General features: G+C 70.6%; 26 protein-coding genes and 1 pseudogene. 14 read left to right on the forward strand and 13 right to left on the reverse strand.

Annotated features, from left to right (window positions below; translation table 11 throughout):
* The first annotated feature begins 59 nt into the window (after positions 1 to 59).
* The 14 genes and pseudogenes from IEY75_RS15705 (at position 60) to IEY75_RS15770 (ending at position 12,492) form a co-directional block, all read left to right on the forward strand.
* On the forward strand, positions 60 to 953 hold the full coding sequence (locus tag IEY75_RS15705; protein WP_189115106.1) for a hypothetical protein: 894 nt from the start codon (positions 60 to 62) through the stop codon (positions 951 to 953).
* Positions 954 to 1,050: 97 nt separating this feature from the next.
* A complete protein-coding gene (locus IEY75_RS15710; protein ID WP_229789752.1) occupies positions 1,051 to 2,079 on the forward strand; it encodes a M23 family metallopeptidase in 1,029 nt (342 codons plus the stop codon).
* 54 nt (positions 2,080 to 2,133) lie between these two features.
* Positions 2,134 to 2,895, forward strand: a pseudogene (locus IEY75_RS15715) (M23 family metallopeptidase); the annotation flags it as partial.
* A gap of 150 nt (positions 2,896 to 3,045) precedes the next feature.
* On the forward strand, positions 3,046 to 3,420 hold the full coding sequence (locus tag IEY75_RS15720) for a hypothetical protein (RefSeq protein ID WP_189115107.1): 375 nt from the start codon (positions 3,046 to 3,048) through the stop codon (positions 3,418 to 3,420).
* A gap of 130 nt (positions 3,421 to 3,550) precedes the next feature.
* The gene (locus IEY75_RS15725) at positions 3,551 to 4,312 is read left to right on the forward strand and encodes a hypothetical protein (protein ID WP_189115108.1); all 762 of its coding nucleotides are present in this window, start codon (positions 3,551 to 3,553) and stop codon (positions 4,310 to 4,312) included.
* 242 nt (positions 4,313 to 4,554) lie between these two features.
* Complete coding sequence (locus IEY75_RS15730) at positions 4,555 to 5,298, forward strand: hypothetical protein (protein WP_189115109.1); 744 nt, start codon at positions 4,555 to 4,557, stop codon at positions 5,296 to 5,298.
* A 14-nt stretch (positions 5,299 to 5,312) separates the two neighbouring features.
* A complete protein-coding gene (locus IEY75_RS15735) occupies positions 5,313 to 5,771 on the forward strand; it encodes a hypothetical protein (protein WP_189115110.1) in 459 nt (152 codons plus the stop codon).
* Between the two features lie 126 nt (positions 5,772 to 5,897).
* Positions 5,898 to 6,227, forward strand: coding sequence for a hypothetical protein (locus IEY75_RS15740; RefSeq protein ID WP_189115111.1), 330 nt, complete (start codon positions 5,898 to 5,900; stop codon positions 6,225 to 6,227).
* Positions 6,228 to 6,655: 428 nt separating this feature from the next.
* The gene (locus tag IEY75_RS15745; RefSeq protein WP_229789754.1) at positions 6,656 to 7,636 is read left to right on the forward strand and encodes an AAA family ATPase; all 981 of its coding nucleotides are present in this window, start codon (positions 6,656 to 6,658) and stop codon (positions 7,634 to 7,636) included.
* A 15-nt stretch (positions 7,637 to 7,651) separates the two neighbouring features.
* Positions 7,652 to 9,370 carry a hypothetical protein gene (locus tag IEY75_RS15750; protein ID WP_189115112.1) on the forward strand — a complete coding sequence of 573 codons (1,719 nt, stop codon included), beginning with the start codon at positions 7,652 to 7,654 and terminating at the stop codon, positions 9,368 to 9,370.
* Between the two features lie 119 nt (positions 9,371 to 9,489).
* On the forward strand, positions 9,490 to 10,008 hold the full coding sequence (locus tag IEY75_RS15755; RefSeq protein WP_189115113.1) for a hypothetical protein: 519 nt from the start codon (positions 9,490 to 9,492) through the stop codon (positions 10,006 to 10,008).
* 129 nt (positions 10,009 to 10,137) lie between these two features.
* Complete coding sequence (locus IEY75_RS15760) at positions 10,138 to 10,872, forward strand: hypothetical protein (protein ID WP_189115114.1); 735 nt, start codon at positions 10,138 to 10,140, stop codon at positions 10,870 to 10,872.
* Positions 10,873 to 10,973: 101 nt separating this feature from the next.
* Complete coding sequence (locus IEY75_RS15765; RefSeq protein ID WP_189115115.1) at positions 10,974 to 11,768, forward strand: hypothetical protein; 795 nt, start codon at positions 10,974 to 10,976, stop codon at positions 11,766 to 11,768.
* A gap of 115 nt (positions 11,769 to 11,883) precedes the next feature.
* Positions 11,884 to 12,492, forward strand: coding sequence for a hypothetical protein (locus tag IEY75_RS15770; RefSeq protein ID WP_189115116.1), 609 nt, complete (start codon positions 11,884 to 11,886; stop codon positions 12,490 to 12,492).
* Positions 12,493 to 12,624: 132 nt separating this feature from the next.
* Here IEY75_RS15770 and IEY75_RS15775 read toward each other — a convergent pair whose 3' ends face one another.
* The 13 genes from IEY75_RS15775 to IEY75_RS15835 all read right to left on the reverse strand — a co-directional run bounded on the left by IEY75_RS15775 (position 12,625) and on the right by IEY75_RS15835 (position 24,744).
* Positions 12,625 to 13,359 (reverse strand): hypothetical protein, encoded by a 735-nt coding sequence (locus tag IEY75_RS15775; protein WP_189115117.1) that lies wholly within the window; start codon positions 13,357 to 13,359, stop codon positions 12,625 to 12,627.
* 231 nt (positions 13,360 to 13,590) lie between these two features.
* Positions 13,591 to 13,845 carry a hypothetical protein gene (locus IEY75_RS15780; protein ID WP_189115118.1) on the reverse strand — a complete coding sequence of 85 codons (255 nt, stop codon included), beginning with the start codon at positions 13,843 to 13,845 and terminating at the stop codon, positions 13,591 to 13,593.
* 82 nt (positions 13,846 to 13,927) lie between these two features.
* Entirely contained in the window at positions 13,928 to 15,010 is a 1,083-nt protein-coding gene (locus IEY75_RS15785; RefSeq protein ID WP_189115119.1) for a hypothetical protein, read from the reverse strand.
* 145 nt (positions 15,011 to 15,155) lie between these two features.
* A complete protein-coding gene (locus IEY75_RS15790; protein ID WP_189115120.1) occupies positions 15,156 to 18,440 on the reverse strand; it encodes a BTAD domain-containing putative transcriptional regulator in 3,285 nt (1,094 codons plus the stop codon).
* 24 nt (positions 18,441 to 18,464) lie between these two features.
* Complete coding sequence (locus IEY75_RS15795; RefSeq protein WP_189115121.1) at positions 18,465 to 18,890, reverse strand: pilus assembly protein TadG-related protein; 426 nt, start codon at positions 18,888 to 18,890, stop codon at positions 18,465 to 18,467.
* On the reverse strand, positions 18,887 to 19,378 hold the full coding sequence (locus tag IEY75_RS15800; RefSeq protein WP_189115122.1) for a TadE/TadG family type IV pilus assembly protein: 492 nt from the start codon (positions 19,376 to 19,378) through the stop codon (positions 18,887 to 18,889). The genes IEY75_RS15795 and IEY75_RS15800 overlap by 4 nt, the downstream gene beginning before the upstream one ends.
* A complete protein-coding gene (locus tag IEY75_RS15805) occupies positions 19,375 to 19,797 on the reverse strand; it encodes a TadE/TadG family type IV pilus assembly protein (RefSeq protein WP_268244359.1) in 423 nt (140 codons plus the stop codon). Before IEY75_RS15805 ends, IEY75_RS15800 begins: the two co-directional genes overlap by 4 nt.
* Positions 19,798 to 19,814: 17 nt before the next feature.
* Entirely contained in the window at positions 19,815 to 20,018 is a 204-nt protein-coding gene (locus IEY75_RS15810) for a hypothetical protein (RefSeq protein ID WP_189115124.1), read from the reverse strand.
* A gap of 19 nt (positions 20,019 to 20,037) precedes the next feature.
* On the reverse strand, positions 20,038 to 20,778 hold the full coding sequence (locus IEY75_RS15815; RefSeq protein ID WP_189115125.1) for a type II secretion system F family protein: 741 nt from the start codon (positions 20,776 to 20,778) through the stop codon (positions 20,038 to 20,040).
* 145 nt (positions 20,779 to 20,923) lie between these two features.
* The gene (locus tag IEY75_RS15820) at positions 20,924 to 21,814 is read right to left on the reverse strand and encodes a type II secretion system F family protein (protein ID WP_189115126.1); all 891 of its coding nucleotides are present in this window, start codon (positions 21,812 to 21,814) and stop codon (positions 20,924 to 20,926) included.
* Complete coding sequence (locus IEY75_RS15825; protein ID WP_189115127.1) at positions 21,814 to 23,343, reverse strand: TadA family conjugal transfer-associated ATPase; 1,530 nt, start codon at positions 23,341 to 23,343, stop codon at positions 21,814 to 21,816. Before IEY75_RS15825 ends, IEY75_RS15820 begins: the two co-directional genes overlap by 1 nt.
* A complete protein-coding gene (locus tag IEY75_RS15830) occupies positions 23,333 to 24,085 on the reverse strand; it encodes a P-loop NTPase family protein (RefSeq protein ID WP_189115128.1) in 753 nt (250 codons plus the stop codon). The genes IEY75_RS15825 and IEY75_RS15830 overlap by 11 nt, the downstream gene beginning before the upstream one ends.
* Positions 24,085 to 24,744, reverse strand: coding sequence for an SAF domain-containing protein (locus IEY75_RS15835; RefSeq protein ID WP_189115129.1), 660 nt, complete (start codon positions 24,742 to 24,744; stop codon positions 24,085 to 24,087). Before IEY75_RS15835 ends, IEY75_RS15830 begins: the two co-directional genes overlap by 1 nt.
* Positions 24,745 to 25,613: the final 869 nt, after the last annotated feature.

The raw sequence follows: 25,613 nt of genomic DNA on the forward strand, positions 1-25,613 counted from the left end.
GTTCGCGGTGGACGACCGGCCGCTTCATGGCATCCCAAATTTCCGATGAGGAGAAGTTCATGTCCACGCATTCCTTCACCGCCGGCGACTATGCCGTCCTTGACCGCAGCGTCTCCGACAGCCTCGGCGAGGTCTACGAGATCACAGGCGTCGCCGCCGGGCTGCTCACTGGCAGGCCGATCGGCGGCGGCATCGAACTCGACGCCCAGGTCCACCTGTGGCAGCCCGCCGACCCGGCCCTGGTCGCCGACGCCCAGCGCATGGCCGCCGGCGGCTTCGCCAACGGCGACCTGGTCGTGCTCGCCCCGTACTACACACGCCGCACCACCGCCGGTGTCGTCTACCGCGTCAACGAGATCGACGGCGGCAAGAAGTCCGTCCGAGCCACGTCCGTCGTCGGCGGGCGAGTAATCAGAGCCGACTTCGACGGCTGGCGGCTCGCCCCGGCCGACCTGGCAGCCGCCGCTCTGGCCAAGGCCAGCGCCAGCGGCGCCGACCCGGCTGCCGTGGTGGAGGGCGCGGTGGTCACCATCGCCGGCCGCGGCTGGAAGCAGCCCGCCGGGCAACTGTTCGTGGTGACCCGCCGCGCCGGCGACGAGAAGGTCCGCGTCGCGCGCCTCGGCGGCGACGGTGGGCGGTACTGGCCGAGTGTCCCCCTGGCCTTCGTGACCGTGGTGGCCCCGCCGGCCGCGCTGGTGGTCGGCGCGACGGTGTGGGTCATGCACTACTACCAGCGTCCGGAGGTTCCCGAGCAGACGCTGCACGCGAGCGCGGACTCCGCGTACGCGGCGATGGCCAAGATCGCCCGTGACCGGTGGGCGAAGGCCGGCACCGAATGTCCGGAGTTGGCGGCGCAGCCGCCTGCCGACCCGCAGGAGCTGATCCAGGCGTACTTCGGCCGGACCAACGCCGACGACTTCGCCCACGTCGAGGAACAGACAGTCAGCGCCTGACCTACAACCCGAATTGGTGGGGCCGTGACGCGAAGCCCGATGCGGGCCGCGTCCGGCCCCACCTTCATTTCCCCGTCTCTGGAAGGGAGGTCTACCCGTGGCGATCAAGCACACGCTCGTCACGGCCGTTGCGGTGGTCGCCGCCCTGGCGTTGATCGGCGCCGGACTCACCGGCGCGGGCTTCGGCATCAGCGGCGACACCGGCGTCTGCGTCCCAGCACCGACTGCAGGGGCACCGTCAGCACCTGCTTCGAGTGGGTTGGACGACGAGCAGACCGGTAACGCCACCACGATCGCCGCCACCGGCGCCCGCCTCGGCGTACCCCAGCGCGGGTGGGTCATCGCCGTGGCCACCGCTATGCAGGAGTCCGCGCTGCGGAACCTGGCCGGCGGGGACCGGGACTCGGTCGGGCTGTTCCAGCAGCGCCCCAGCATGGGATGGGGTACCGCCGCCCAGCTGCGCGACCCCCGGTACGCGGCCACCGCCTTCTACCAGCGGCTGGTCAAGGTGGCCGGCTGGGAGCAGATGCCGCTGACCGTCGCCGCGCAGGCGGTCCAACGCTCTGCCTACCCGGATGCCTACGCCAAGCACGAGAGCGCCGCGACCGCCCTGGTCAACACGATCGCCGCAGGTGCGATGGTGCCCGTGTGCCCGCCGGTCGGCGCGCAGGGCTGGGTCGCACCGGTGACCGCACCGGTGGTGTCCGGGTTCCGGACCGCCGACAGGCCCGGACATCAGGGTGTTGACCTGGGCGCGGCCCGGGGCACGCTCATCCGCGCCGCCGCCGCCGGCCGGGTCGTGCAGGCGGTCTGCAACGTCAGCCCACCTGAGCATGGCTGCGACCAGGACGGCTCGCCGGCGGTTGGCGGGTGCGGCTGGTACGCCGACCTTGACCACGGCGCTGGGGTGATCACCCGCTACTGCCACATGGCCGCCCGCCCTCTGGTCCACATAGGCCAGCATGTTCCCGCCGGCGCGCCGCTCGGGCACGTCGGCTCCTCGGGCAACTCCTCCGGCCCACACCTGCACTTCGAAGTGCACCTGCGCGGCGACGCCGGCCCCTCCGGGGCGGTCCCGCCCCTCGAGTGGATGGCCGCCCACGGCGCTCCTCTCGGGCAAACGTGAGGTTCGGCGGCGCCACCCAAACGTCCGGCGACCCGTCCTCCGGGACGGCGGGTGACGGCGATGCAGGAGTCCGGGCTACGGAACCTTCCCGGCGGGGACCGTGACTCGGTCGGCCTGTTCCAGCAGCGGCCGAGCCAGGGCTGGGGCACCGTCGCGCAACTGCGCGACCCGGCCTACGCGGCAACGAAGTTCTACCAACGGCTGGCCAAGGTTCCCGGGTGGGAGCGGATGTCAGTCACCGACGCTGCGCAGGCCGTGCAGCGCAGCGCTTACCCGAACGCCTACGCCAAACACGAACCGGCCGCCATCCGGCTCCTGACTGCCATCGGTACCGGCCTGCCGGCGTGCCCGCCGGTCAGCGCCAACGGGTGGGTAGCCCCCGTCAAAGCCGCGGTCGTGTCCGGGTTTCGCACCACAGACCGGCCCGACCACAACGGCGTCGATCTGGGTGCGCCGCGCGCGACGACCATCCGCGCCGCCGCCGCTGGACGCGTCGTGCAGGCGGTGTGCAACGTGGTGCCCGCCTCGCACGGCTGCGACCGGGACGGCAACCCTGCCATCGGCGGGTGCGGCTGGTACGTCGACATCGACCACGGAGGCGGTGTCATTACCCGCTACTGCCACATGAGCCGGGAGCCTCGCGTCCACATCGGCGACCGCGTCACCGCCGGCCAGCCGTTAGGGCAGGTCGGCTCGTCCGGGAACTCTTCCGGCCCGCACGTGCACTTCGAGGTCCACCTACGCGGCGACGCCAGCCCCACTGGTGCGGTGCCGCCGCTGCCCTGGATGGCAGCCCACGGCGCAGCTATCGGCTGAACGTTCAGTTCGGCGGCGCCACCCAAACGTCCGGCGACCTGTCCTCCGGGACCGGCGCCGGAATGCACAACACCAACCCTCATCCGCGGGTGCCTGTCACCTCGGCCGGGGTGTGGGGTGCCCTCCATCGAGCAAAGGAGAACATCTCCGATGTCGAATCAGGTGGCCGGTGCGCCGATGGTGCGCTACCGCTACAACGTCCAGCAGATGCGCCGCTTCGCTGTCATCGCCTCCCGGGCGGCCGATGAGTGGGAGCTGGTCTGCGACCTGCTGTGGGCGATTTACACCCCGCTGCTGTCCCACAGCACCGTCCCCACACCGCCGCAGGCGACCGAGACTGGCGAGGTGCCGCGGCTACTGATCCCAGCGGGGCAGGCTGCCGCCATCCGGCAACTGGCCTACGACCGGGCCGACGACTGGGCCAGCAGGGTTGAGGTCGCGTTGCGGCTGGTCAACCAGATGCCCCCCGAGTACCCAGACCCGGGCCAGCCCACCGGCAAGCGAGCTAGTGGTCCTCGGCGGTAGCGCGACCGACGTCATCGAACTCCACCAAATGGCAAGCGATGCGCCCCGCACCTAGCCCCCTCCGGTTCGGGGCACATCGCTTCCCAACCCATGCCCAACGCGCCACACACGACCGAAAAGGGGAACTGTCATGGCAGCTCAAAATCCACCCCACTCGCCCCCACCGCCGCGGCCCCTACGCATCGGCGAGGAGGGCATCTTCGCTGGGGACTGGGCGCTCACCTACGACCCGGCGACCGGCCGGCACCGCGTCCCGGTCGGGTTCCCTGGCCTGTTGATCGACTGGTGGAACGGGTTCGCGGTCTGGTCCTGCAACCGTGCGGTGGCCGAGGCGGTGGTCGCCGACCAGCAGTGCCTACGCGACCAGATCACCCGCACCCTCACCGGGCAGGGCCTGACCGGTACGGCGCTGCGGGCCGAGTTGGACGTGCAGGCCGCGTCGATGGTGTGGGACGGCGCCGACATCATCGTCGACGAGACCAGCCAACACGGGCCCGCCGACGGCGTGTCACGGATTAGCCCCGACCAGCGGGGTCGGTATGTGATCTGCGGGTGGCGGTGGACCTGGGCCCTGGTTGACCCCGCCGACTGTGATCGCATCGCCGACCCCTGCAGGGGGCCTGCGGTGACCCGCTGCCTGTCGCGCGGGCATGTCGACAACGACCTGCTCGCCCGGGTCATACACGCCGCCCGTGGTGACGCCGACAACACTGCCGCGGTGTGGGAGATGGACAACCTCGGCGGCCGGTCAACCGGCGACCCCACCCCACTGGCCCGCAAGGTGATCGCCGGAGTCGACGACGGCGACCCCGCGATCCTGGATGCGCTACCCGGGCCCTCGGGTCGACGGGCCGGCCGAGGCGTTCACCCAGGCTGCCCCGGCCGGCGCTGACCTGGCCGGTCTGTGCCCCGGCTGCCGGGAACGCGTCGACGACGCCTACCTGAACGAATATGTGCAGCGTCTGCATGACGCGGTCGTCGAGCACTGCGAATACCACCTGAACCCGTAGCCCACCCCGGGACTGCGGATCCGTCGGGCCCGCACGGGCCGGCGCCAACCCTGAAATTTGAGGCAGGGGAACGCGCCGGCGTCACCGGCCCGCGTTCCCCTGCCCCTCACTGTGAGGAGCAGCAATGTCCAACCCGAAACGCCACGTCTACACCGCAGCCGAGCTGACCGCGATCGTCGAGGCGATCAACACCGCCGGCGACGGCGGCCGGCTGCTGCGCGGCACGATGGAAGCGATCTGGAAGCCGCTACTGACCCAGTACGCGACGGGGTCAGGCCACAACACCGCAGTCCGCCCGGCCGACCATGAGATCCCGCTGGCGCAGTGGCAGGCGGTGACCGAAGCCGTCCTGGCCCGGGCCGACCAGTGGGGCCTGGCACCGGTCATCGCGTTCGACCTTGCCATCGGCTTGCCTTCGCACTACCCGGACCCGACGGTGCCTACCCCAGACCTGCCGGTCGGGGTGAACCTGCCCGGCGTGCACCGCCTGGAGGCCGATCGGGATGCCACCGAGGTGATCAGCGCGGCCAGCGCCTACTGCGACGCGCTGGCCGCCGCCTACGGACCGGGCAGCGGCTACCACCTGGACGCGGTCGTGTCCTGGCAGCGGCAGCTGTCGCGCATGTTCCAACTGTCCCTGGGCGCCCGCACCCGCGTACACCGCGACGGTCCGCTGTCGCTGCTGGTCCACACCCAGGCCGGCATCACCTACGGGCTGCTCTTCCACGCCATCCCCCGCCGCTGCACGGTCTGCGGCGCCGGGCTCACCGACGACGGCACCGCTGTCGGCGGTGATTCCGGCTGCTCGCATGCGCCGAACTACCCGCTCGACCGCCCGCAGCCCGGCACCTGGTCATTTCATTCCTGAAAGGACGTCCGACCGTGATGAACGGTAGTGACAAAAACGTAGACGATGCGTCAGCTCACCGCCCACCGGCCAAGCTCCGGCCGGCTGACGGGAGTGATCAGGGAATCTGGCCGGCCGCCGGTGTTTACGGCGGTGAGCCGAAGGACTGCGCGCCGGAGGCGGTGCGTGAGGAGTACGACAAGCGGCTGGGCTACTTCGAGCTGTTGGACAAGCACGAGACGGCCTGGCTCGCGGCGGAGGTGCGCATGCTGTACCGGCAGTGCGAAAGCGTGAAGGCCGACTGTCGGCAGCGGCTGGCCGAGGCCCACCAGCGGGAACTGAACCTGCGGCATCGACTGGCCCACCAGCTGCTGGGTCTGATGCCCCGCTGGGGCCTCGGCAAGTACGCGACCGCCGGCGCGCGAAGGGCTCTGGACGCGGTGTATCCGACCGGGAACTGTTCCGATTACTGCCCACACGACCAGCACCGATAGCCCGCCCAGGACGGCCAATGCGCTCCCTAGCAGCGGCTGCGCACATCTATGGATCGGTCCGATACAGGAGGTGGGAGGCACCGGCGAACGCCGAAGCCTAACCTCCGTCATTCATGAGGAGAAGCAGTGTCTACACCAGTTCGGCACGTCTACACGCATGCGGAGATCACCGCGATCACGCAGGCGGTCGACGCCGCGACCGACCCACACAAGCTGATGTGGGGGGTTCTGGCCGCCGTCTACAACCCGCTGCTGGCCGCCGCCGGACGTGGGGACTTCGACATCGTCGAGTTCACCACCGGTCAGATCCAGCCGGCCCAGTTCTGCATCCCGGCCGGTCAGTGGACCGCCATCGACCGTGCGGTGTGCGCGCGGGCCGATCAGTGGGTTACGCGAGTGGCGTTGGCGTTGGCGATCACGATGAGTCTGCCGCTGCAGGACAACCCCCGACCGTAACCGCCGTGGCCGCTGACCAGCCGTACACCGGCCGACCGCGGCAGTAGCTGTAACACCCCGGCGCCCACCTGGTGGGCGCGTTCACCTTCACCCAGGAGGTGGCCGCGCCCAGACGGGGGGGCGGCCACCTCCTGCCCATTTGATGGCAGGAGCACCAACATGCACATCCCCAATCCGGCCGGCAGCGCACCAGCCTGGTCGATGACCGCCCCCAACCCCACCGCCGCGACTACCAGCACCACGGCGCCCCCCGCACCGCCCGCGACGCTGACGGTGTCGGGGTTGCCGACGCTGCGTCCTGGTCAGCTACGCGCCCAGGTGTTGGCGCACCTGGTCGGCCAGCCCGGTGACGGCAACACCGTCGGCGCGGTCGCCCGCGCTCTGGCGGCCGTTCCACTGGGGCGGTTGGTCAGGCGATCACCAAATTGGTGGAGCTGGATCACGTCACCGGGGAGGTGTCGGGCGGGAAGAAGGTCTTCCACGTCACCACCGCTGGCCTCCAGCAACATCAGGACAACCTGGCCGCCGGGGTCCTGGACGCTCCTCCGGCCGCGGCCCGCAACCGCCCAGTCCCGGCACCGCGTCCGGCGCCTGCGGCGGCGCCGGCACGGTCGGGGCCGGTGCTGCGTCCCAACGGCACCCCGTACCACCCACGTCAGTTGGCCGGCCGCCGTGATGTGGATGTTCTGCAGGAGTTGCGTGGGGCGGGTATCGCCGCTCTGCTCTACGGCCCGCCCGGCACCGGCAAAACATCGGTGGTGGAGGCGGCGTTCGGCGCCGAACTGCACACCGTGGCCGGGGACGGCGACACCACCGTCGGGGACCTGATCGGTGACTACGTACCCGACAGGGCCGGCTACCGGTTCGTGCCCGGACCTTTGCCCACGGCGATGCAGGCCGGGGAGGTGCTGTTCATTGACGACGCGACGTTGATCTCGCCGCGGGTGTTGGCGGTGATGTATCCGGCGATGGACGGCCGCCGCCAGATCGTGGTGAAGGCCGACGGCGGCCGAACCGTGACAGCAGCTAACGGGTTCTACGTGATCGCCGGTCACAACCCGGGTGTGCACGGCGCGGTCCTGACCGAGGCCCTGGCCTCCCGGTTCTGCGCGCACATCCACGTCACCACCGACTATGACCTGGCCCGGGCGTTGGGTGTCGACTCCCGGACCGTGCGGGCGGCGGTGGAGTTGAACGCCAAGGTGCAGGTTGGGGAGATCGGTTGGGCGCCGCAGCTGCGCGAGCTGCTGGGGTTCAAGAAGATCGCCGACACGTTGGACGTCGACAGCGCGATCGCCAACCTGGCGGGTGTCGCCCCGGTCGAGGACCGCGACACCGTCGCCGAAGTCCTAGCCAAGCAGTTCGGCCGCCGCATCGTGACCGGTCTTGCCCTCGGCAAGCAGCTCTGAGCCGGGGCTGAAGAGATGACGACGATCAACCAGCACGTCACCAACACCCCCACCTCCAGCCGTCCGGCCGCGACCGATCCGATCTGGGGCCGCTACTCCGCCGCCTGGACCGCCCAGGTCGCCGACCTGGCCGGCCGCGCCGACCTCACCGTGGTGGTCCAACCCGGTGCGGGCCGAGGGGCCCCGGCCTGCTTCATTCCCGCCACCAACACCATCGAAGTCAACAGCGACCTGCTCGACGTTGACCCCCACACCGTCGACCCGACCACCGCGACCGCCCGTAACGCCTACCCGGTGGCGTGGGGGGCACTGGTACACGAGGCCGGACACGCCGCCCACTCCCGGTGGTGCAGGGTCAGCACCGGCGCCGGGGTGCCGTGGCCGGTCATCGAAGCCGCCACCCTGCTCGAAGAGCCACGCATCGAAGGCCGGCAGCTCAAACGCCGGCCTGGGGACCGTAGGTGGTTGCGGGCGATGGCCGGCAAGCTCCTGCTCGCCGACATTCCCACCGTCGACAACCCGTGGACCGCCGGCACCCTCGCCGCGCTACTACTGGCCCGCGCCGACGCCAGAATCCTGGACCGGCGCGAAGTCCGGCCCGCCCGTACGGCGGTGCGGAAGCTGATCGGTACTGACCGGCTGCGGGAGCTGGGCAAGATTTGGCGTAAGGCCCTGCGCACCAAGGACGGTGACGCCGACCGGATGCTGGACCTGGGCCGGCAGTGGTGCGACGTCCTCGGCGTCGACACCGGCCTGATCGGGCCGATCATCCTCGTGCCCGACGGACCACCCGGCGGCGACGGTGTGGCGCGGAAGGCCGCCGCAGCGACCGCCGCCGCGGTCACCGCCACCGACCTGGCCGACGCCCACACCACCACCGACGCCGACATTCACGTCGCGGCGGCAGCCGCTGCACGAAGCACAGCCCGGACCCTGGAAGCGCAGGCGCAAGCCCAGGCCCAGGACGCGGCCCGGAAAGTGTTCGGCCGCCGCGCCGCCGCAGGCCCGACCCGCCAGCCACAGCAGGCGGAACAGGCGGCGGCCCGACAGTTGTCCCGGGCGTTGAAGGCCGCCGCCCGACGCGATCCGGTCGTGGTGTCCACGACGTCGGCGACGCCGCCGGGCCGGTTGATTGCCCGCGCTGCTGTCACCGCTGCTGCTCAGCGCGCCGCCGGTGTTCGACCTGAGGCCCAGCCGTGGCGCAGCAGCCGCTCCCGGCGGGTGCTCGATCCGCCGTTGGCGGTCGGGATCACGGTGGATGTGTCGTTGTCGATGCGGGCCTGGCTGGGCCCGTGTGAATCGGCGGCGTGGATCACCGCCCAAGCCGCCTCCTGGGCCGGTGCCCACACCGCCACCGTCACCTTCGGCCGTGACGTCACTCCCATCGCCTACCCCGGCCAGCCACCCGGCCACGTCCGCCAGCTCGGGCTGGAAAGCCACACGCGCGGGTTCTGCACGACGGTGGACGCCCTTGACGGTGCGCTGCACCTGTCCGATCCGCGTGGTGGGGCCCGGCTGCTGGTCGTCGTCTCCGACGGCGAGCTGCTGGTCGGGGAGATGGTGCGCGGGCAGGAACAACTCGACCGGCTCCGCAAGGCCGGCTGCGCGGTGCTGTGGCTGGGCCCCGCCGACAGCCAACCCCTGCACGATGTCACCGCACGCCTCGGCCTTGCACCGGCACAAGCCGGCAGAGCCATCGCCGAGGCCGCCACCGCCGCCCTACGCCGCCAATAGGCAGGCAGCCCGGACCCGGCAAGAACTGTCCGGCCGCACCGACCCGACGGCCGGTCATCTGGCGCCTCACCGACCTGCGGTGAGGCGCTTCGCATGTCCCCAACAAGGAAGGAACCGCGATGTTCAACCATCCCGAATCGATCACCACCCCAAATCTGGTGGTGCCGCAGGCGCTGGCCAAGGTGTTGCAGCAGGCGTGGGCGCAGGCCACCCACACCGACGCCAGCCCCCAGCGGTGGATTACCGACACCGTCCGGGCGCTCGGAGGGCACCTGGACGACCCGATCCGCAACGCCCAACGCCTCCACGACGGCCTAGACGATCTGCGCCGCACCATCCACACCCAGATCCACGACGCCGTCACCGAACACCACGTCGACTACCAGTGGGCGCAAGGGTTCCTGGAGGTCTGCGGCGCGGAACCGCTGCGCAGTCGCTACCGGGTCGTCGTCCAGATCGGCTTCGAAATCGACGTAGACGCCGAGTCCGTCGACGGCGCCGAAGATGACGCCCGCGAGCAGCTGGTCTCCGCCCTACGCCTGAGCAAAGTCGCCAGCTCCTACCTGCGACCCGAAACCGAGATCACCGTACGCAAGGTGGACCGCGGCGATCTGGTCCACCCCAACACCTACCTGTAACCCCAGCCCCGCCGCCTTGCCGGCAGGGCTCTGCTTGCCCTTCCCATCCCATACGCCGAAGGCGCCCCCGGCCCGCACCCCGTGCGGCGGTGGGCGCCTTCGGCATTTCTTTCGAAAGCGAGATCGACTGTGAGGAACAGGTATCCGGAGCCCGCCGCTGGTCTGGGCGTCTACCTACAGGCGTTCCTGGACCACCACGGCTACCAGATCGACGACGAAATGTGGATCCAGATCGGCCAGCAGCCACACAGCGTGCTGGCAATCTGGTCCCAGCTCGCCGCCTACGCCGCCGCCGACTACCAACTGGCCCTCCTGCACCAGCCGGTCGCGTTCCTACGCGGCGAGGTCGGCGACACCAACACCGACTTCGCCGACATCGGCAGCTACATCACCGCCCTGGACGCCTGCAACAACGCGCACACCCAGTACGCGCAGGCCAGAGTTCAGGCGGCGACGCGGATCCACCACTGCCTGCACCAACTCCACAACTACGGGGCGCTGCACCGCAACGTCACGGACTGGGACACCGTAACGCTGTCCCCGCACCGGCAGCCGGGCCACACCGTCAGCGTGCAAGCCCCGGCCGGCGGCTCGCCCGAGCGTGGATGGCCGCTGGTGCGCGTCACCGACGCCCAACTGCGGTCGCTGGTCGCGGCAACAGCCGGGACCGCACCGGCGCCGGCCAACCCGGTGATCAGGCAAGACGGCGAAGCGTTCGTCGAGACCATCGCCTGTCCCCACCGAGGCAACATCGACCAGCTCCTCATCCCGGTCATCACCGCCGACGGGGACTGCTCCTACCTGCTACGCGATCACCACTGGCAGCCCACCACCACAGCCAGCCAGGACCAGCGACCCGACTGACACCCCACCGGCACCACCTGTCCCGAACGCCGAAGGCGCCCTACCGCAGCACGCGGTACCGGGCGCCTTCGGCGTTCCCCCCTGAAAGGAATACCGACACGATGATCGACTACGACCCGTGTGAAACCCCAGGCATACGCGAGTACCTCCACGAACTCACCGCCGCCGCCGGCTACCAGGTGGAACCCTGCGAGATGGGGTGGACGTTGGTCAACGACCCCGACACCTGCACCAGCTGGATCCGCGCCGCCGCCACCTACGCCGCCGCCGGCTACCAGCAGCGGATCCTCGCCGGCACCATCGACATGCTCCGCGACAACATCGGCGACCAGAACCTCGACCTCGACGACGTCCTCAGCCACGCCCCGCTGCTGGCTACCGCCGCCACCAGCTACCAGGCGATGGTCCGGGATCGGACCGCCGCCTACGAGAGGTTCCTCACTCACAGCACCCGACTGGGCCGCATCCACGCCCTCACCCCCGACAAGATCGTCTGGGAGAAGCGGTCACTGACCCCGGCCGGCGGCCACCGCCCGGTCACGGTGACCGCGCCGGCAGACGGCGGACCGCAATGGCCGATAGTGCGCGCCGACCGGCAAGCGATGACCGCCATCAGCGACGCCCACAGGCAACTGCGGCCGAAACCAACAACGCCGTTGATCAGACGGTTCGGCGACCACTTCGCCCTCAACACCGTCAACCACAACGGCTCCACCAGCTACCGGATCCTGATCGAAATCAACACCCCCGAAGACACCTTCTGGCCGCTGCGCGCACTGCACTGGACCGACCCCGACAACACCGCCCCGAACGGGGCACCCGGCGGAGTCGATACCGGTCACGCGCCGGACCTGCCGCCCGGCACCGACGCCCGCACCGCCCCGGCCACCAGCTGACGCTGTCGCCGGGGCGTCGGGGGCGCGACTTGACCCGCGGCGGCCGGCGAAGCGTCCATGTCCAACGCCGCACCAACCCGGCTGCGGCACCCCCGCCGAAGTCAGGAAGCAGTAGATGACAACTCCATCAGCGCCCCACGGCGTCTTCGACCCCACCAACGGCGCCTACGTCAAACTCAAAGAACTCATCCTCGAACACTTCGACATCATCGAGTGGACCCGCGAACAGGACAACCCGACACCGGTCATGGTGTCGTTTATGGACATCGCCACCGGCGACGCGTTCACCATGCGCCCCATCGACTCCATCACCGACACCGACCCCATCACCTTGCTGGTGTTCACCGCAGCCGGCCAGGTACGCGCACACGGCCCCTACCGCGGCCGCACAGCCGCGAACACGATGAAGGCCGAAATCGCCGCAGCGGACACGACCATCGCCCTCGCCTTCACCGCCGCACTGCACCCACCGACCGAAACACTCCCTGGCCCGGCTGACGCGTGGCATGAACTGCACCCGCGAATCTCGACCGATGTCGAATTCGTAACCAGCAGGCACGGACCGCAGATCATGCTGTGCATCGACTGGACCCAGCGGCGGCTCCTGCCCGTCGGCCCGTTCCCCGACGCCGACACCGCCGACCTGTGGCAGCCGGACAATGTTCCCCCCGGCGCCTCCACCGACCGACTCGACCTGACCTTGCCCACCGCAACGAACGAGTAGCCCACACCGTTCAGGACACCCGTCGCGGCGCCCGCCACATGCCACCAGCACCGGCGGGAGCCGCGACGGGCGCGTGCGAAACATGCAGCCGATCAACGACTGACGTGGTTGCCCGCCGGCTCAGCGGTGGGCTCAGCCGCCCTCGAGCATCCGATACAGGTCGGCGGTTGCCGGCTCCTCGGCTCTCACCTCGGGGAACCGGACGTCGTCGTAGCCGTATCCGCAGGTGATCGAGGCATCGGGGAAGCCAGCAACCGGCGGTACAGACACGCTCATCTCGGTCAACCGGCCCCGACCGTCAAGGACCGCCTTGAACGGAGCCCGCCGCGCGGCCGGCCCCAGAGCCGCCAGATGGCCAGGCGCCACCGGCGGCAGGCCAGCATCAACGACGGCCAACAGGTCCACCGTGCCGCTGTACCGGCCCGCCGCGTCGAGACGGGCGGTCACCGCCTCATCGACCAGCACGATCGAGCCGGCCGGGTCACCCGCGGCGCTCCGCGCAGATGGCCAACTGTATTTCAACTTCGCCGGGTCCAGCCGCGCCCAGCCGCCGGACAGGTCCGCAGCACGCCGGCCCGTAACGGTGACCCGCCCGAAGCCGTCCCCACCCCGGTTCAACACCCACAGATCCCGCGGGCCCGTGCCATCCGGGCTGGTCCGCCCCGCCCTGTGCTCCAGATACCAGCCCCGGACGAAGTCCACCGCGCCAGCGCGCCGGTCGTCCGGGGCCTGCCGCCAGTACCGGTAAGTCCCAGTCCGCTCCGACGGGACGCTAAGAATCAGATCAGTCCGGATCTGCTCAAGAGCGAAGTGACGGACACCGTCGACAGCCGCGCCGCAGCCGCCGGCCACACCCAGCGCGATCACGACAGAAACCACCGCGACGCACCGGCGAGCTAGACGGTGAGCAGTCGGGGTCACAGCACGCTCCAAGCTCCGGGACGACACCCGTCAAGGTCGGGGCGGCGCCCAGTCTGCCGCAGGAGTCGACCCCGGTCTATCTGAAACCCGACAGTTACCGGCGCACGGCACCCATGTTGATCACCGGTCAGTCCCCGGCCGCACCTGACGACTCTCAACGCCGCCAGGCCCAGCTGGTCAGGGCGTGTCGGTGTCGCGGCTGCGTTTGATGGCCTCGGGCATGTTGTGCCGCCGCACGGTGCTGGGGTGGCGGCCGAGCCTTTCGGCGATAGCGCCGGCATCCAATGACGGGTCTTGCCGGAGCAAGTGGGCGACCGCGTCTCTGGTGTTCTTCGGAATGGCGTCCTGGTCCTGTTGCCCGGCAGGCGTCTTGTGCGCGTGCTGGTCGGCGGCAGCGGGCGAGTCGACCCTTTTCTCGTCGGTGGGCAGCACCGCTGGGCGTCAGTTCCGGTGCTTCAGAGATCGTCCGTGGTCAGAGCCGTCGATCTGGCCGGGACGCCTTCTAATCCGTGCGTCACCGCTTCTTTCGGCGGCCCTTACGCAGCGCTGCCTCGGCAGCCTTGCGGCGCCGGATCGCTGCATCGTCACGCGGTGGCGCGCCGGCCGTGGTGGCGATGCGGGGGCGGCGGCCGTTGACGTCACGAACTCGGCGAGCACCGTCGCGTTGCCACTGCTCAAGGACGGCGGGCAGCCGCTGCCGGGTGCGCAACCACGACGAGGCCGCCGCGATGCACGGATCATCGATGCTCTCCCAGTCCTGCATGAGGTCGGGCTGAAGCAAGGCGTTGGCCGCCACCTGGAAGTAGAAGTCGTCGCGGGCCTGCGCGAACCTCTTCATCGCTTGGACCCGGCGGATCTGGGGGCAGAAAGCCGCCCCGATGAGCCACGCTGCGCCTGCCATTACCCCGCCGGCGTCTTCACCCTCAGGTGTCGGCGCGCACAGGATGTCGATGAGCCGACGCTCGGCGTCGTCGAGCACCATCGGTGCGTCGTCGCCAAGCGCGGCCTCGTAGGCGGCGCGGGCATCGTCGGCGCCGACCAGGCGGTGGGTGCGGCCCAGACCCGCCATCTCGAACATCAGGATTCCCTCGCCAACCTGGAGTTCGCTGTCATGGCCGACCACTTCCGCGGTCCGGTCGAAACCGGCGATGACCAGCGTGTCCGGTCGTCGCTGGCCCTTGCGCATCGGGTCGCCCAGCCGGGCGTACGGCGAGGACACGAACGGGCAGACCTGGGCCGCGTACAGCGCGCATACTTCGTGCACCGGCGCCTCGCTGAACCGAGGCTGCTCGCCCATGTGCTGCAGCTCGTCGTCGAAGGTGACCTGCCAGCGCAACTCGTCCCGCAATGGCGTGGCGCAGACAGCGCACAGGTCGAACGTGGCGAGGACGAGTTTGCGTTGCTCGGAAAGGGAGCCGTAGTCCTCCCGACCCGGGTGCTGCGGTATCACCGCGATGATGGGGTAGCCGCGCGGGTCCACACGAAGATGGGCGCAGCGGGCGGGCGCGATGACCTCAGCCGGTCGCCGGCTCGCACCACGCCACTGGCGGTCCTGTTCCCGCGCGGTGTCGAGGTTGCGATCCCCTTCGGCCTTCACCGTAGTCCCTCCTCCAGGCGTTGGATAAGTATGAGCGACCGCGGCGGCGCGCCATGCCTCACCTCAGTCAGGCACCAGCCCCCGAGGAGGGCCGCCAAGGGCTTCCCCGCACCGAGTCCTTCATCCGTGCCTCCGCAACGCGCGCTCACCGCGTTTCGTCCCGCCTGGACCGGCCGGCACGGCGGGCCACCTCAGCCAGTAGCCGGGCGGCCAGATCTGTGGTGTCGTCGTTGGGTTCGACGTCGATGTCTTCCAGGGCCTGGGTCAGGCGCCGACGGGTCGCGCGGATGCCGTCGTCGTCACCGAGGGCGGCGTGGGCGCGCATGGCTTCCTGGTAGAGGACCTCGGCGTGCGGCTGGGCGGCGATGACCGGCTCCAGCACGGTGAGGGCCTCGGCAGGCTGCGCGGACAGCTCCTGGGCAAGGGCGAGGACAGCGTCGATGTAGTCGCGGTGGACCGCCTCGCGGGGGATGGCCAGCCACGGCCACTTCTCGCCGTCGGCGAACGTGCCTCCGTAGGCGGCCAGGGCTTGGCGCAGGTGCCGGGCCCGGGCGACGCCGGTGTTGGCTGTCTTGGCCTTGGCCAGGTGCGAGCGCAGCCGCAGCACGTCGATATCCAGCCGGTCGGTGTGCAGGGCGATGTGGCGACCCTGCCGGCCGACGTAATCGCCGCCATCGCCGATGTCGGAGAGGGCGCGGCGCAGGAGGCTGAGCGCCTTGTTGATCGCTTGCCTGGCGCGGGGGAACGTCTTGTCCGGGACGAGGTCTTCGAAGATGGCGTCCACTGAGGCCTGCCCGTCGTTGACGGCGAGGTAGGCCAGCAGTTCCAGGGCGAGTCCGCGTCCGCCGAGCATGCCTGGCCGGTCGTTGTCGGGCAGTGTGGGCCGGCCGAGCAGCAAGATCCGGATCTTCCCGTCAAAGCCGGTTCCGGAGTCCTCGACCGCGTCGGTGACGGTGTTGTCGGCGCACGGTTCGGACTCGATGTCACCGGCGTCGGTTTCCTCGTTGGAGGCGGGCTCCGGCGGCAGCCGGTCGAGGGTCGTGGCCGCCGGTGGCGTGACGTGGTGGCCGTTGACCCTCGCATCAGATGTTGTCTGCGAAGGCTCGTCGTGGGTGCCGCCGGTGTCAGCCGGGTCGACCGCTGGTTGGGTCGGGACAGCCGGTGCTTCGGGATGGGGGTCGGGGGCCGGTTGGCCGTTGTGGGCCTCGGCGAGAGTGATGAGCATCGCCAGGGTCTGGTCGGTGTCCAGGACGGTCAGGCGGCCGAGGTCCGCGCTGTGGCCATGCCGGTGCCGCTCGACCAGACCCGGGCGTGAGGCCCGGGTGGTGGTGCCGTCGGCGGCGACCTCGACGGTGTCGCCGTGGGTCCAGCCGCCGAGGAGAATGCCATGCGTGTCGAGGCGGTGGTGGTGGGACAGGGACCAGGCGATTCGGGTCTGTTCGGTGGCCGGCCCGACGTCGGTGATCAGCAGCAGGGGTGGCAGGTCCTCGACGTGCGGGTTGTCGCCGTCGCGTAGGTCGCCGATGGAGAACGTGTCGTGCTCCTGGCACAGGCGGGCCCGGCACAGGGCATGCGCCTCCAACTCGGCGAGTGCTTCCTCGAGCCCGGCGGTGACCAGCAGCCGGGAGGACTCCGGCACGCGGACGGCGGCGGCGCCCAGCAGCGAGGCCAGCGTTGCGGCGGTGATGATGACCTGGGTTCGAGAGTGCAGCAGTTCGATCGTGCCGGAGGCGAGCGCGGCCACGAGCATGCCGCGGGCGGCGGCGTGGGCGCCGGGGCCGGTCAGGCCCAGGCCGGCGGTGGGCCACAGGTCGGCGTGCTCGCCGGTGATCGCCGGAACGACCGGTTGCGCGTCACCCACCTGCACTGGCTGCGGATCGGTTTCCTCGGCTTCGTCGTCGGTGTCGGGGTCGGCGTCAACATCCGGGGTGCGGGCCTGGCCGGCCAGGTCCAGTCCGTCGTCCTCGTCGTGGTGGTGGTGTTGGCCGCCGGTGTCGGGCTTGAGGTCCTCGACCCAGTCCTCGATCGGCTCGGCCACCGCAGCCGCCGCGGTGGAGTCGCTGGTCGGGACGAGGCGTACGCGCAGGTATCGCAGCATCGCGGGAAGCGGCTTGAGGTCGTGGTCGCGGCGGTCGACACCGTGGCCGTGACCGGGTCGGTAGCGGCGGCGTCGGTGTGCCCACACCAGCACCCCCGCAGCCGTGAGCGCGGCGGCCAGACCGACGTCGACCCAGCTTCCGCCGGGCAAGTCAATGCCGCGCGCCGGCGCCGGCGTGGCAGGCGTTGAGGGCCGCTGCGGGCCGGCCGGTGTGCCGGTCGGCCGCTGATCGCCGGATGTGGGTGTGACGACCCCGTCGTCGCTGTTAGGGGCCGTCGGGGTGGGCGTGGCTGGGCCGGTCGGGCCGGCTCTGGGCGGCGGTGTGGTGGGCCCGGGCTCCCTAGGCGGTGTCGGCTCGCTGGGCGGTGTGGGGGGTTTGGGCTTGGTTCCGGCGGGTGGGCGTGCGTCGCCGGGTAGGTCCAGTGTCCAGCCGGGGTGGATCAGGCGGGGGGTGTGCAGGGTGCGGCCGTCGGCGAAGTGGCGGTGCTTGTTGAGTTTGTAGATTTCGGGCCAGCGGTCGCCGTCGCCGAGCCACCGTTGGGCCAGCTTGTACAGGTTGTCGCCGGGACCGACGGTGACGTCGTAGGACTGCTGGTTGGCGACCAGCGTGACCGTTCCCGGCTCCACCCGATCGGTGGAGGTGTCGGTGGGGTTGTCGAGGCCGTGGGTGGGTTGCGGGATGCGTAGCTGCCAGCCTTGGCGGATGAGGGTTTGGCAGTGCTGCAGCGACCGGCCGTCGGGCTGGGTGACACCGCTGTTGGCCGCGACGATCCGCGGGTAGGCCTCGGCGCTGCCGTAGTACCGCTCGGCGACATCCAGCAGGTGCTCCCCTCGCTGGACGGTGTGGACATGCATGTCACTGCGTCCGGCGCCGGGCCCCTGGTGCACCAGCACCGGCCGGTGGGCGTCGGTGGCGGCTGGCGGGGTGGCGTCGTGGATGGCGGCGACCGCCGGCCGGTCCGGTAGTACCGGCGGGGTGGCCGCTGACGCCCAACTGCCGGCGGTCGCGGTGGTCAGGACCGCGCCGAGGAGGAACGTGAACATGGCCCGCTGGACCCCGATCGCCGGCCGGGCGCGGACGCCGGGCCGCAGGTGGTCCAGGAGTGCGGCGGTGAAGGCTTGCAAAAGTGTCAGCCAGGCGATCCAGCCGGTGAGGGTGATCGCGCCCAGCAGGACGATGTTGCTGTGGTCGACTTCCCACAGGTGCTCCCCGGCCCAGGCCGCAGCCGCCACCGGGTTGGTGCCCAGGGTGAGTAGTGCGGCGGGGATGCCGAGTAGGATCGCGGCCATCGCGGCGACGGCGGCGACGGCTTTCAGGATCCGGGTCAGCATGAGCGATGTCCTCTGCGATGGAGGTCAGTTGGGTGTGAGGATGCGGGCGGTGGCTTCGCCGGTGATGTCGCGGCTGCCGTAGCCGAACGCGCCGAGTAGCAGCGGCTGGTGGCTGATGGTGGCGGTGACGGTGACTGACTGCCGGTCCGGCGCCACCGTGGCTGTGCCGGTCGCTCCCGCCCGGAGCAGGTAGCGGGAGGCCGCCTCGTTTGCCGCGGCCGGGTCGATGCGCTTGACCCCACCGGCGACCGCGGCGGGGAGGTCGATTGCTTGTCCGGCGGTGCGGGCGGCTTGGGCGGCGACGTTGTCCGCGCGTTGCAGCGCCCTCACCTGTCCAGCACCGTCCACGACCAGGCCGACGAGCAGTAGTAGGACCGGGGCGAGCATGGCGACGAACACGCTGACCCCACCCCGGTCATCGCCGATGTCGGCCAGCCGCCGCCGCGTCATGGGGTCACCGTCCGGGTCCGGTACCGGTCCAGAGGTGAGGTGAACTCCTGCCGCAGCATTTTGGTCGCCGTGAGCCCTGGCAGGGCGGCGAGTTTGGCGTAGGACAGCGTGCACCCGACCTCGACGCGGACCTGCGCCGGCTGCCCGAGCGGGGCCGTGAATCCGGTGGTGTCAACGGACGTGTTGACGCTCTGGCATTGCAGGCCGTTGCCCGACAGTGACCGGTGCGCCGCCCGGTCGGCCGCCTGTCGGGCGGTGGGCGGGTCGGTTTGTAGGGATGCGGCGCGGGCGGCGTCGTGTGCGGCGTCAGCGACCGCGCTGGCGGCCAGGACGGTACGGCCAGCGGCGACGGCCAACAGGATCAGCAGAAGCAAGACGACGGCCAGGATCGCCGTCTCGATCGTCACCGACCCCCGCTCCCGCCCGGCTCCGCGCAGCCGGCGCACCAACACCGTCGGCAGCAGCGCGACGGCCGACCGGCCGGTCATCGCGCGCCCTCGCCGGTGACGGCTTCGCGGGGGCCGCTGCTGGACTTGGAGATCCGAGACCACGGCCCAGGAATGATCGCGACCGAGTTCGCGTCGATAGTGACGGTCACCGCGGCGCCGGTCGTGTCCACCCGTACCCGCGCATCAGCGACCAGCCCGCCGGCGGCCTTGTCCAGGAACCGGCCGGCGGTCGACTCAGCGGCGCCAGGTGCGGCGTCGTAGAGGCGGCCGGCGTCAACACCCTGCTGCGCGGCGGCCAGCACCGTCATGTTCGCGTACATGCTCAACGCCGCCTGGACACCACCGGCGATGAGGGTCATGACGATCGGCGCGACGATCGCCAACTGCACCGCCGTGGCACCCCGCTCGCCGCGCAGCCGTGAGCATCGCCGCGGTAGGCGGCGGGGTCGGGAACGCATGATGCGGGACAACGCGGTCAGGGGGTGAGGCCGTTGATGACGTCAATGAACTTGCCGACGCCGCCCTTGATCGCGGCGATGACCAGCAGCGCGAGCAGAGCCAGGCCGGCAGTGATGATGACCGTCTGAATGGTCTCCGCACCCCTGTCCCGCCGCTCAGGACCATCGAGCCGCGTGCGCAGCCGTGCGAGAGCGGTCTTGGCCGTGTGGAGCGTCTTCATTTGTGCACCTCCCGGTGTCTCATGTGGCAAGTTGGAGTTGGGCCACGAACGGGTAGATCGCGATCGCCAGGAGCACCAGGACCAGCGCGGCGCCCAGGGCGTCCAAAGCGGTTGATGACGCTTTCGCCGTCGATAGGGCGTCGTAGCGGATTTGGGTTCGCAGGCTGGCGGCTTTGGCGCGCAGGGTTTTGTAGACGTGGGCGCCGGCGGTGCCGGAGGCGTGCATGATGTCGCCCAGATCCCCCAACGCCGGCACGTCCAGGTCCCGGCCCAGCTGTTGCAGCCGCTCCCACGGCGGTTCCAGGCGCAGCCGCGCCCCGCCGATAGCCTCGCGGATACAGTCGAACACCGGGCCGACCCCGACAGCGGCGGCCTGCTCCAGCGAGGCCACCGGCCCGTGCCCTGCCGCGTTTGCCAGGGCCACCTGGTCGAGGTAGACGCACACCCCACGCCGGTACTGCGCCCGCGCCCGCCCCGCCCGGGCCTGCACCCCCCGGTACTGCAGCCCCATCGACCCGACCGTGAAGCCCAGCCCACCGGCGGTCGGCGCCACCAACGGCAGGTCCAGGTCCGCCAGGGACGCGGCGAGTGCCAGGGTGGGGGCGGCGATCAGGCCAGTGAGTGCGGCCAGGCCCATGTGGGCCAGGAACCCGGCGCGGGTCTGCCCGAGTACGGCGATGTCCGCTGCTGGTACCAGCTTGTCGGTGAGCCAGCGCCAGCCGCGCCGCAGCGGGCTCTGGTAGATCTGCGGGGGGTTCAACCGCGCCAGGGCGGGCCCAAGGGCTGGGGTCCCCGGCCGTAGTTGCCAGATAACCACTGTGACGGCCAGGCCGAACACGGCCCCGGCAATCAGGCCAGCCGTCGCGAGGGTCCACCCACTCACCGCACACCCCCGGGGTCGAGACTCACCGCACACCCCCAGGGTCGAGAGCGAGGATGCGAGCCGGGCGGGAGGGTAGAGCCAGGCGTCGGGCGGCCAGCAGCAGACCGATGAACGCCGCCGAGAACAGTGCGAGGACGACTTGCCCAGTGGCGGTCGCATAGGGGGCGGCATACGCCGGGGCGAGCACTCCAAGGGCGAATTCGGCCAGCACCATCGCCGTCAACACCTTCAGAGTCAGGCGGGCGTTGGCCCGTTCGGCGTGCACGGCGCGTCGGATGCTGGCCTGCTCAGCTGCGGCGGCGGCTATTCCGTCCAGGACGTCGCCGAGGCGGGAGCCGCGGACCTGGGCGTGAGCGATGAGAGCGACGATCACCTCGTCGGCGTGCGGGTCATCCAACTGACCAGCCAGCCGACGCAGCGCGGTGGGTAGATCCTGGCCGGCCTGCAACGCCATCGCCAACCCCCGCACCTGGACGGCGATCTCCGGGCCCGCCGTGGTGGCGGAGGAGATGATGCCCTGCTGCAGACCGGTGCCGGTCTCGACCAGATCCTTGAGACGTCGGGTCCAAGACTCGACCGCCTCCAACCGCTCGATCGCCGCCGCCTCCAGCCTTCCGGCGCCCAGTAGCCACGGCAGGCCCACCACCGCCAAGACAGTGAGCAAGGCGGCGACCGGCATCCCCGACACCGCCAACACCACCAACGCGGCCACGGCGGCGGCGGTCAGCCGGCGGCGGTGAATACGCCGCTGCCGGACCCCACCACGCCGCGGTCCCGCCCACACCCGACGGGCCCAGGCTGCGGCCGGTCCGAGGGTGGGGCGGATCCGGCCCGTGAGCAGGCCGGCAAGCCAGAACACCGACGCCGCCAGGACGGCACCGGAGGCCATCGCGGGTAGGAACAGGCCGTCCATCAACGGCCCCGCACGATGGTGTCCAGCCGACGTGGCCAGCGGCCCACCCCACGGTGATGGTTGAGCAGGTGGGGGTCGTAGCCGACGCGTTGCAGGCGGGTGAAGTGCCGCTCCGGTAGGTGCTGGGGCACTGCCCGCCCCGACAGCCCGTCGGCCGGCCCGAACACCGTCGTCGTCCGGACGCCCTCGCCGTCGGGGTAGAGGCCGTCAACCTCCAACACGTGGGACACGAAGCGGTGCTTCCGTCCGCCGATGGCGGTTTCGTCGATCAGTTCCACGTAGACGATCAGGTCAATGGCGCCGGCGACCTGACGGAACGCCCGCTGCACGCTGTGTTCGCCGCGGTGGGCCAGGACCAGTTCAACGACGCGGTCCATCACCAGCTGCGGGCCGCGGGCGTGGATCGTGGCCAGGCTGCCGCCGGTGGTGCCCATCGCCTGCAGCATCGCCACGATCTCCCGCGACCGCACCTCGCCCACGATCACCCGGCTGGTGTTCAGGCGCAGGGACAGAGGGATCATGTCGTCCAGGGTGATCTCCCCAACCGGCCGTCCACCCACCCCCAAATCGCCGTGGCCCTCCCGGGCCTCCAGGGACACCGCCCAGGGGTGGGCGCCGGTGGTGTGCAGGCCCAGTTCCCGGGACTCCTCCATGGTCACGAACCACTCGTGCCGCGGGATCTCCGAAGCCAACGCACGCACCAGCGTGGTCTTCCCCGCACCCGGCCAGCCGGCGACCAGCACGTTCAACCGGGCGGCCATCGCCGCGATCAAGAAGTCGACCAGCAGCGGATCCAACATGTCGTAGCGCGGGCCCACCAAGTCCCGCAAGGTCACCGCGAGTGCGCCGTGGCGGCGGATGACAACGACCGGCCGCTGCGACACCTGGTAGATCGCGGTCAGCCGGGACCCGTCCTTGAGCTGCAGATCGAGCATCGGCTGCGACGGCGACAACGAACGTTCAGTGGAGCCGGAATCCGCAGCCCGGCGGGCGAGGTTAGCGACCAAAGCGATCAGGTCCTCGTCGCTGTCGGCCACCGCCGGCGCGGTGCCGATCCGGCCGTCGCGATACTCCACCCGTACGCCGTCGCAGCCCAGGATCGTGACGTTTTCGATTCCCGGGTCATCCAACAACCGCTGCAGGCGGCCCAGTCCGGCAACCTCCGCCAACACGGCGGCCAGCAACGCATCCTCATGAGCAGGGGTGATCAGGCGATGGCGGCGCTGCTCATCCACCCAACCGGCGACCACGCGGGTCACGATGCGTTCGTTCTCGGCCACCGCGACCGGATCGTTGCTTCCGGCGGCGTGCAGGATCGCAGCCTGCTCCCGCACCACCCGCTCATGCAACTGCCGCACCAAGCCGTAATCGACCAACTCCACCCCACCCGGCCGGTAGTGATCAGGTTCCCGGGGGCCGGGCGCAGGCACATGCCGGTCAGCCTGCGCGTCGGAGAGCGCGGACCCATCACCGTTGGCGCGTGCAGGCGGGGAGTCGGTCAGCCACGGCGGCTTCACCTCACCGGACATCGGCGGCCACCCCCTTGCGGTGCAACCCGGCGTGCAGGGTGTGGGCCAGGCGGTGGGCCTCCACGATCAGCCGCTGCCCCCGCGGCAGCACCCCACCCTGCGACAACCTCCGCGCCACCCGCGGCGCCCACGGCCACACCCCCACCACCGGCACCCCCAGCCGACGCCCCGCCTCACCGGTGTAAGGACCCTGGTCGATGATCAGCAACCGGATATTCTGCGGATGCCCGGCTGCGGCTTCGAGGCTCGCGAGCGTCGGTTGGGCATGGGCCAGCGACGGCAGTGTCGCCCGTACCACCAGCAGCACGGTGCTGGCCGCAACGATGATCGGCCAGAGGGTGTGCTCGGCTGACAGCCGGCCGCAGTCGGCCACCACGTCCAAGCCCTGCCCGTCGAGGTCGCCGAATAGGGCGGCGAGGTCGGGGCCCATCTGCGCCACCACGCCGGCCGATGTCGGGGAGCTGATTCCAGGCAGGAGCAGGCGCCGCTGCCCCGGCGGTTGAAGATCGATGAGGTTGCCGAAGAAATCCTCTCGCAGTCGTCCGCGGGCGTGCGCGACCGCCAGCTCGGCCGTACCGCGATCAGCAGGCATCTGACCGGCCAGGTAGCCGGGTAGGGCGTCACCGCCGGCGGGGTCGCACTCGGCCAGCACCACCGGGGCCGGCCACGACAACGTCAACGCCAAAGCGCCGGTGCTCACCCCGGGTGAGCCTTTCGCCGAGCAGATCGCTACGACACCCATCAGCGGTCACCGCCGTTGACCACCAGAGCAATCCGGTTGGCGGCGGCTGCGGTGGCGATTCGCGGGGCCTCGCTGGCTTCGACGATCACGTCCACGGTGGTGCCGCCACCGAACTCCAGCGCCCGGACAGCGACGACCGTCCCGGTGAACGTGCGCGGCTGCCCGTCCTCACCGGCGGGGCCGGTGTTGGCGGCTGGCACCTCGACCAGCTGCACGCCGGCGGCCGGGTACAGCGGCTGCGCCGGCGCGTGCTCGGCCTTCAACGGCACCGAAACCATCCGCTTACCGGCACCCGGGAATGTGTCGACCAGCGGCGTGTCGGCGGTTACGAGCTGCCCAGCCAGCAGCGGCAGCTGCGCGTACCGGCCGGTGATCGAGTCCTTCTGGTCCGCGTCTACGGGCCGCACGGCGGCGTCCACAGAGCCGCGCACCACCACCAGGTCCGGCTCGGCGATCCGTTGGCCCATCGCCACCGGCCGCGCCACCGCCAGATAGCTACCGCCGCCGCGCACCACAGTCAGCAGATACGCCACCGCCAAGCCAGACAGCACCATCGCCACCACAGCGGCAGCGATCACCGACCGGCCCGCCCGCCGGCCGGCGACCTTCCTCGGCGCCGCCACCAGACCAGCAGCGCGGGTGTCGGCGTGCGCGGTCATTCGTTGACCACCGCCAGCTCACGGACCTCAACCTGCGTCGACGACTGGCGAGTGACGGTGAGTTCACCGCGCTGACCCCCACCGGTCCAGGTCACATTCCAGGTCGTTACCGCCGTGACGGCGTATGCCCCACCAGGCTGGGACCTGCTTGGCATGCGGTAGACGTAGCCGCAATCCGGCGACGACGCACCCGCAGCAACCACCTCCGGCCTGAACGGGGTGCCCGGCCTCGTACACGTCACCGACTGCCCGTCACCCATCCGCCACCGGATACTCGCGGCGTTCGCTGTGGCCGTGACCGTGATCCCACCTGCGGACGCAGACGCCGTCGCCGGCCCCCACGTCGCTGGCGACACCGCCGTCCACAACCACACCGGCAGACCGACCAGACCAGCACCCTCACGACGCGGCGCGGTCCCGATCCGCGGCCCCCGAATCGGTAACCGGGCCACCGCCTGCTGCGCCAACACCGCCGGTGACACACCAGCGGCGAACCCCGCCGGAGGACTGGCCAACCACTTGATGCCCGCCCCCGCGATGCCCAACGGCTCGGTGGCCCCCTTGGGGTAGCAGATGTACTCGTAGACAGCACCCCCGGCCGCCTTACGGCCTCCCCACCACGCGTGACCCGGCGGGGGCGGTGGGTCGATGACGCTGTAGTAGCAGCCCTCAGCGCTGTTGAACCAAGCGGTCGTGGCGGTACTCAACATGCTGCGAGCAGGAATCGTGCACGGCACCACCTGGGTCTGCTGCACCAACTGGTGACAGTTCTAGTCAGGCGGCCTGACTGGCCGGTGGAGTCATGATGGTCTCGTACTCGATAGGGGTCAACCGGGCCAGCGACCGTTGTCGTCGGCGCCGGTGGTAGG

The sequence above is a fragment of the Pilimelia terevasa genome, from assembly GCF_014647915.1.
Taxonomy (GTDB): Bacteria; Actinomycetota; Actinomycetes; order Mycobacteriales; family Micromonosporaceae; genus Pilimelia; species Pilimelia terevasa.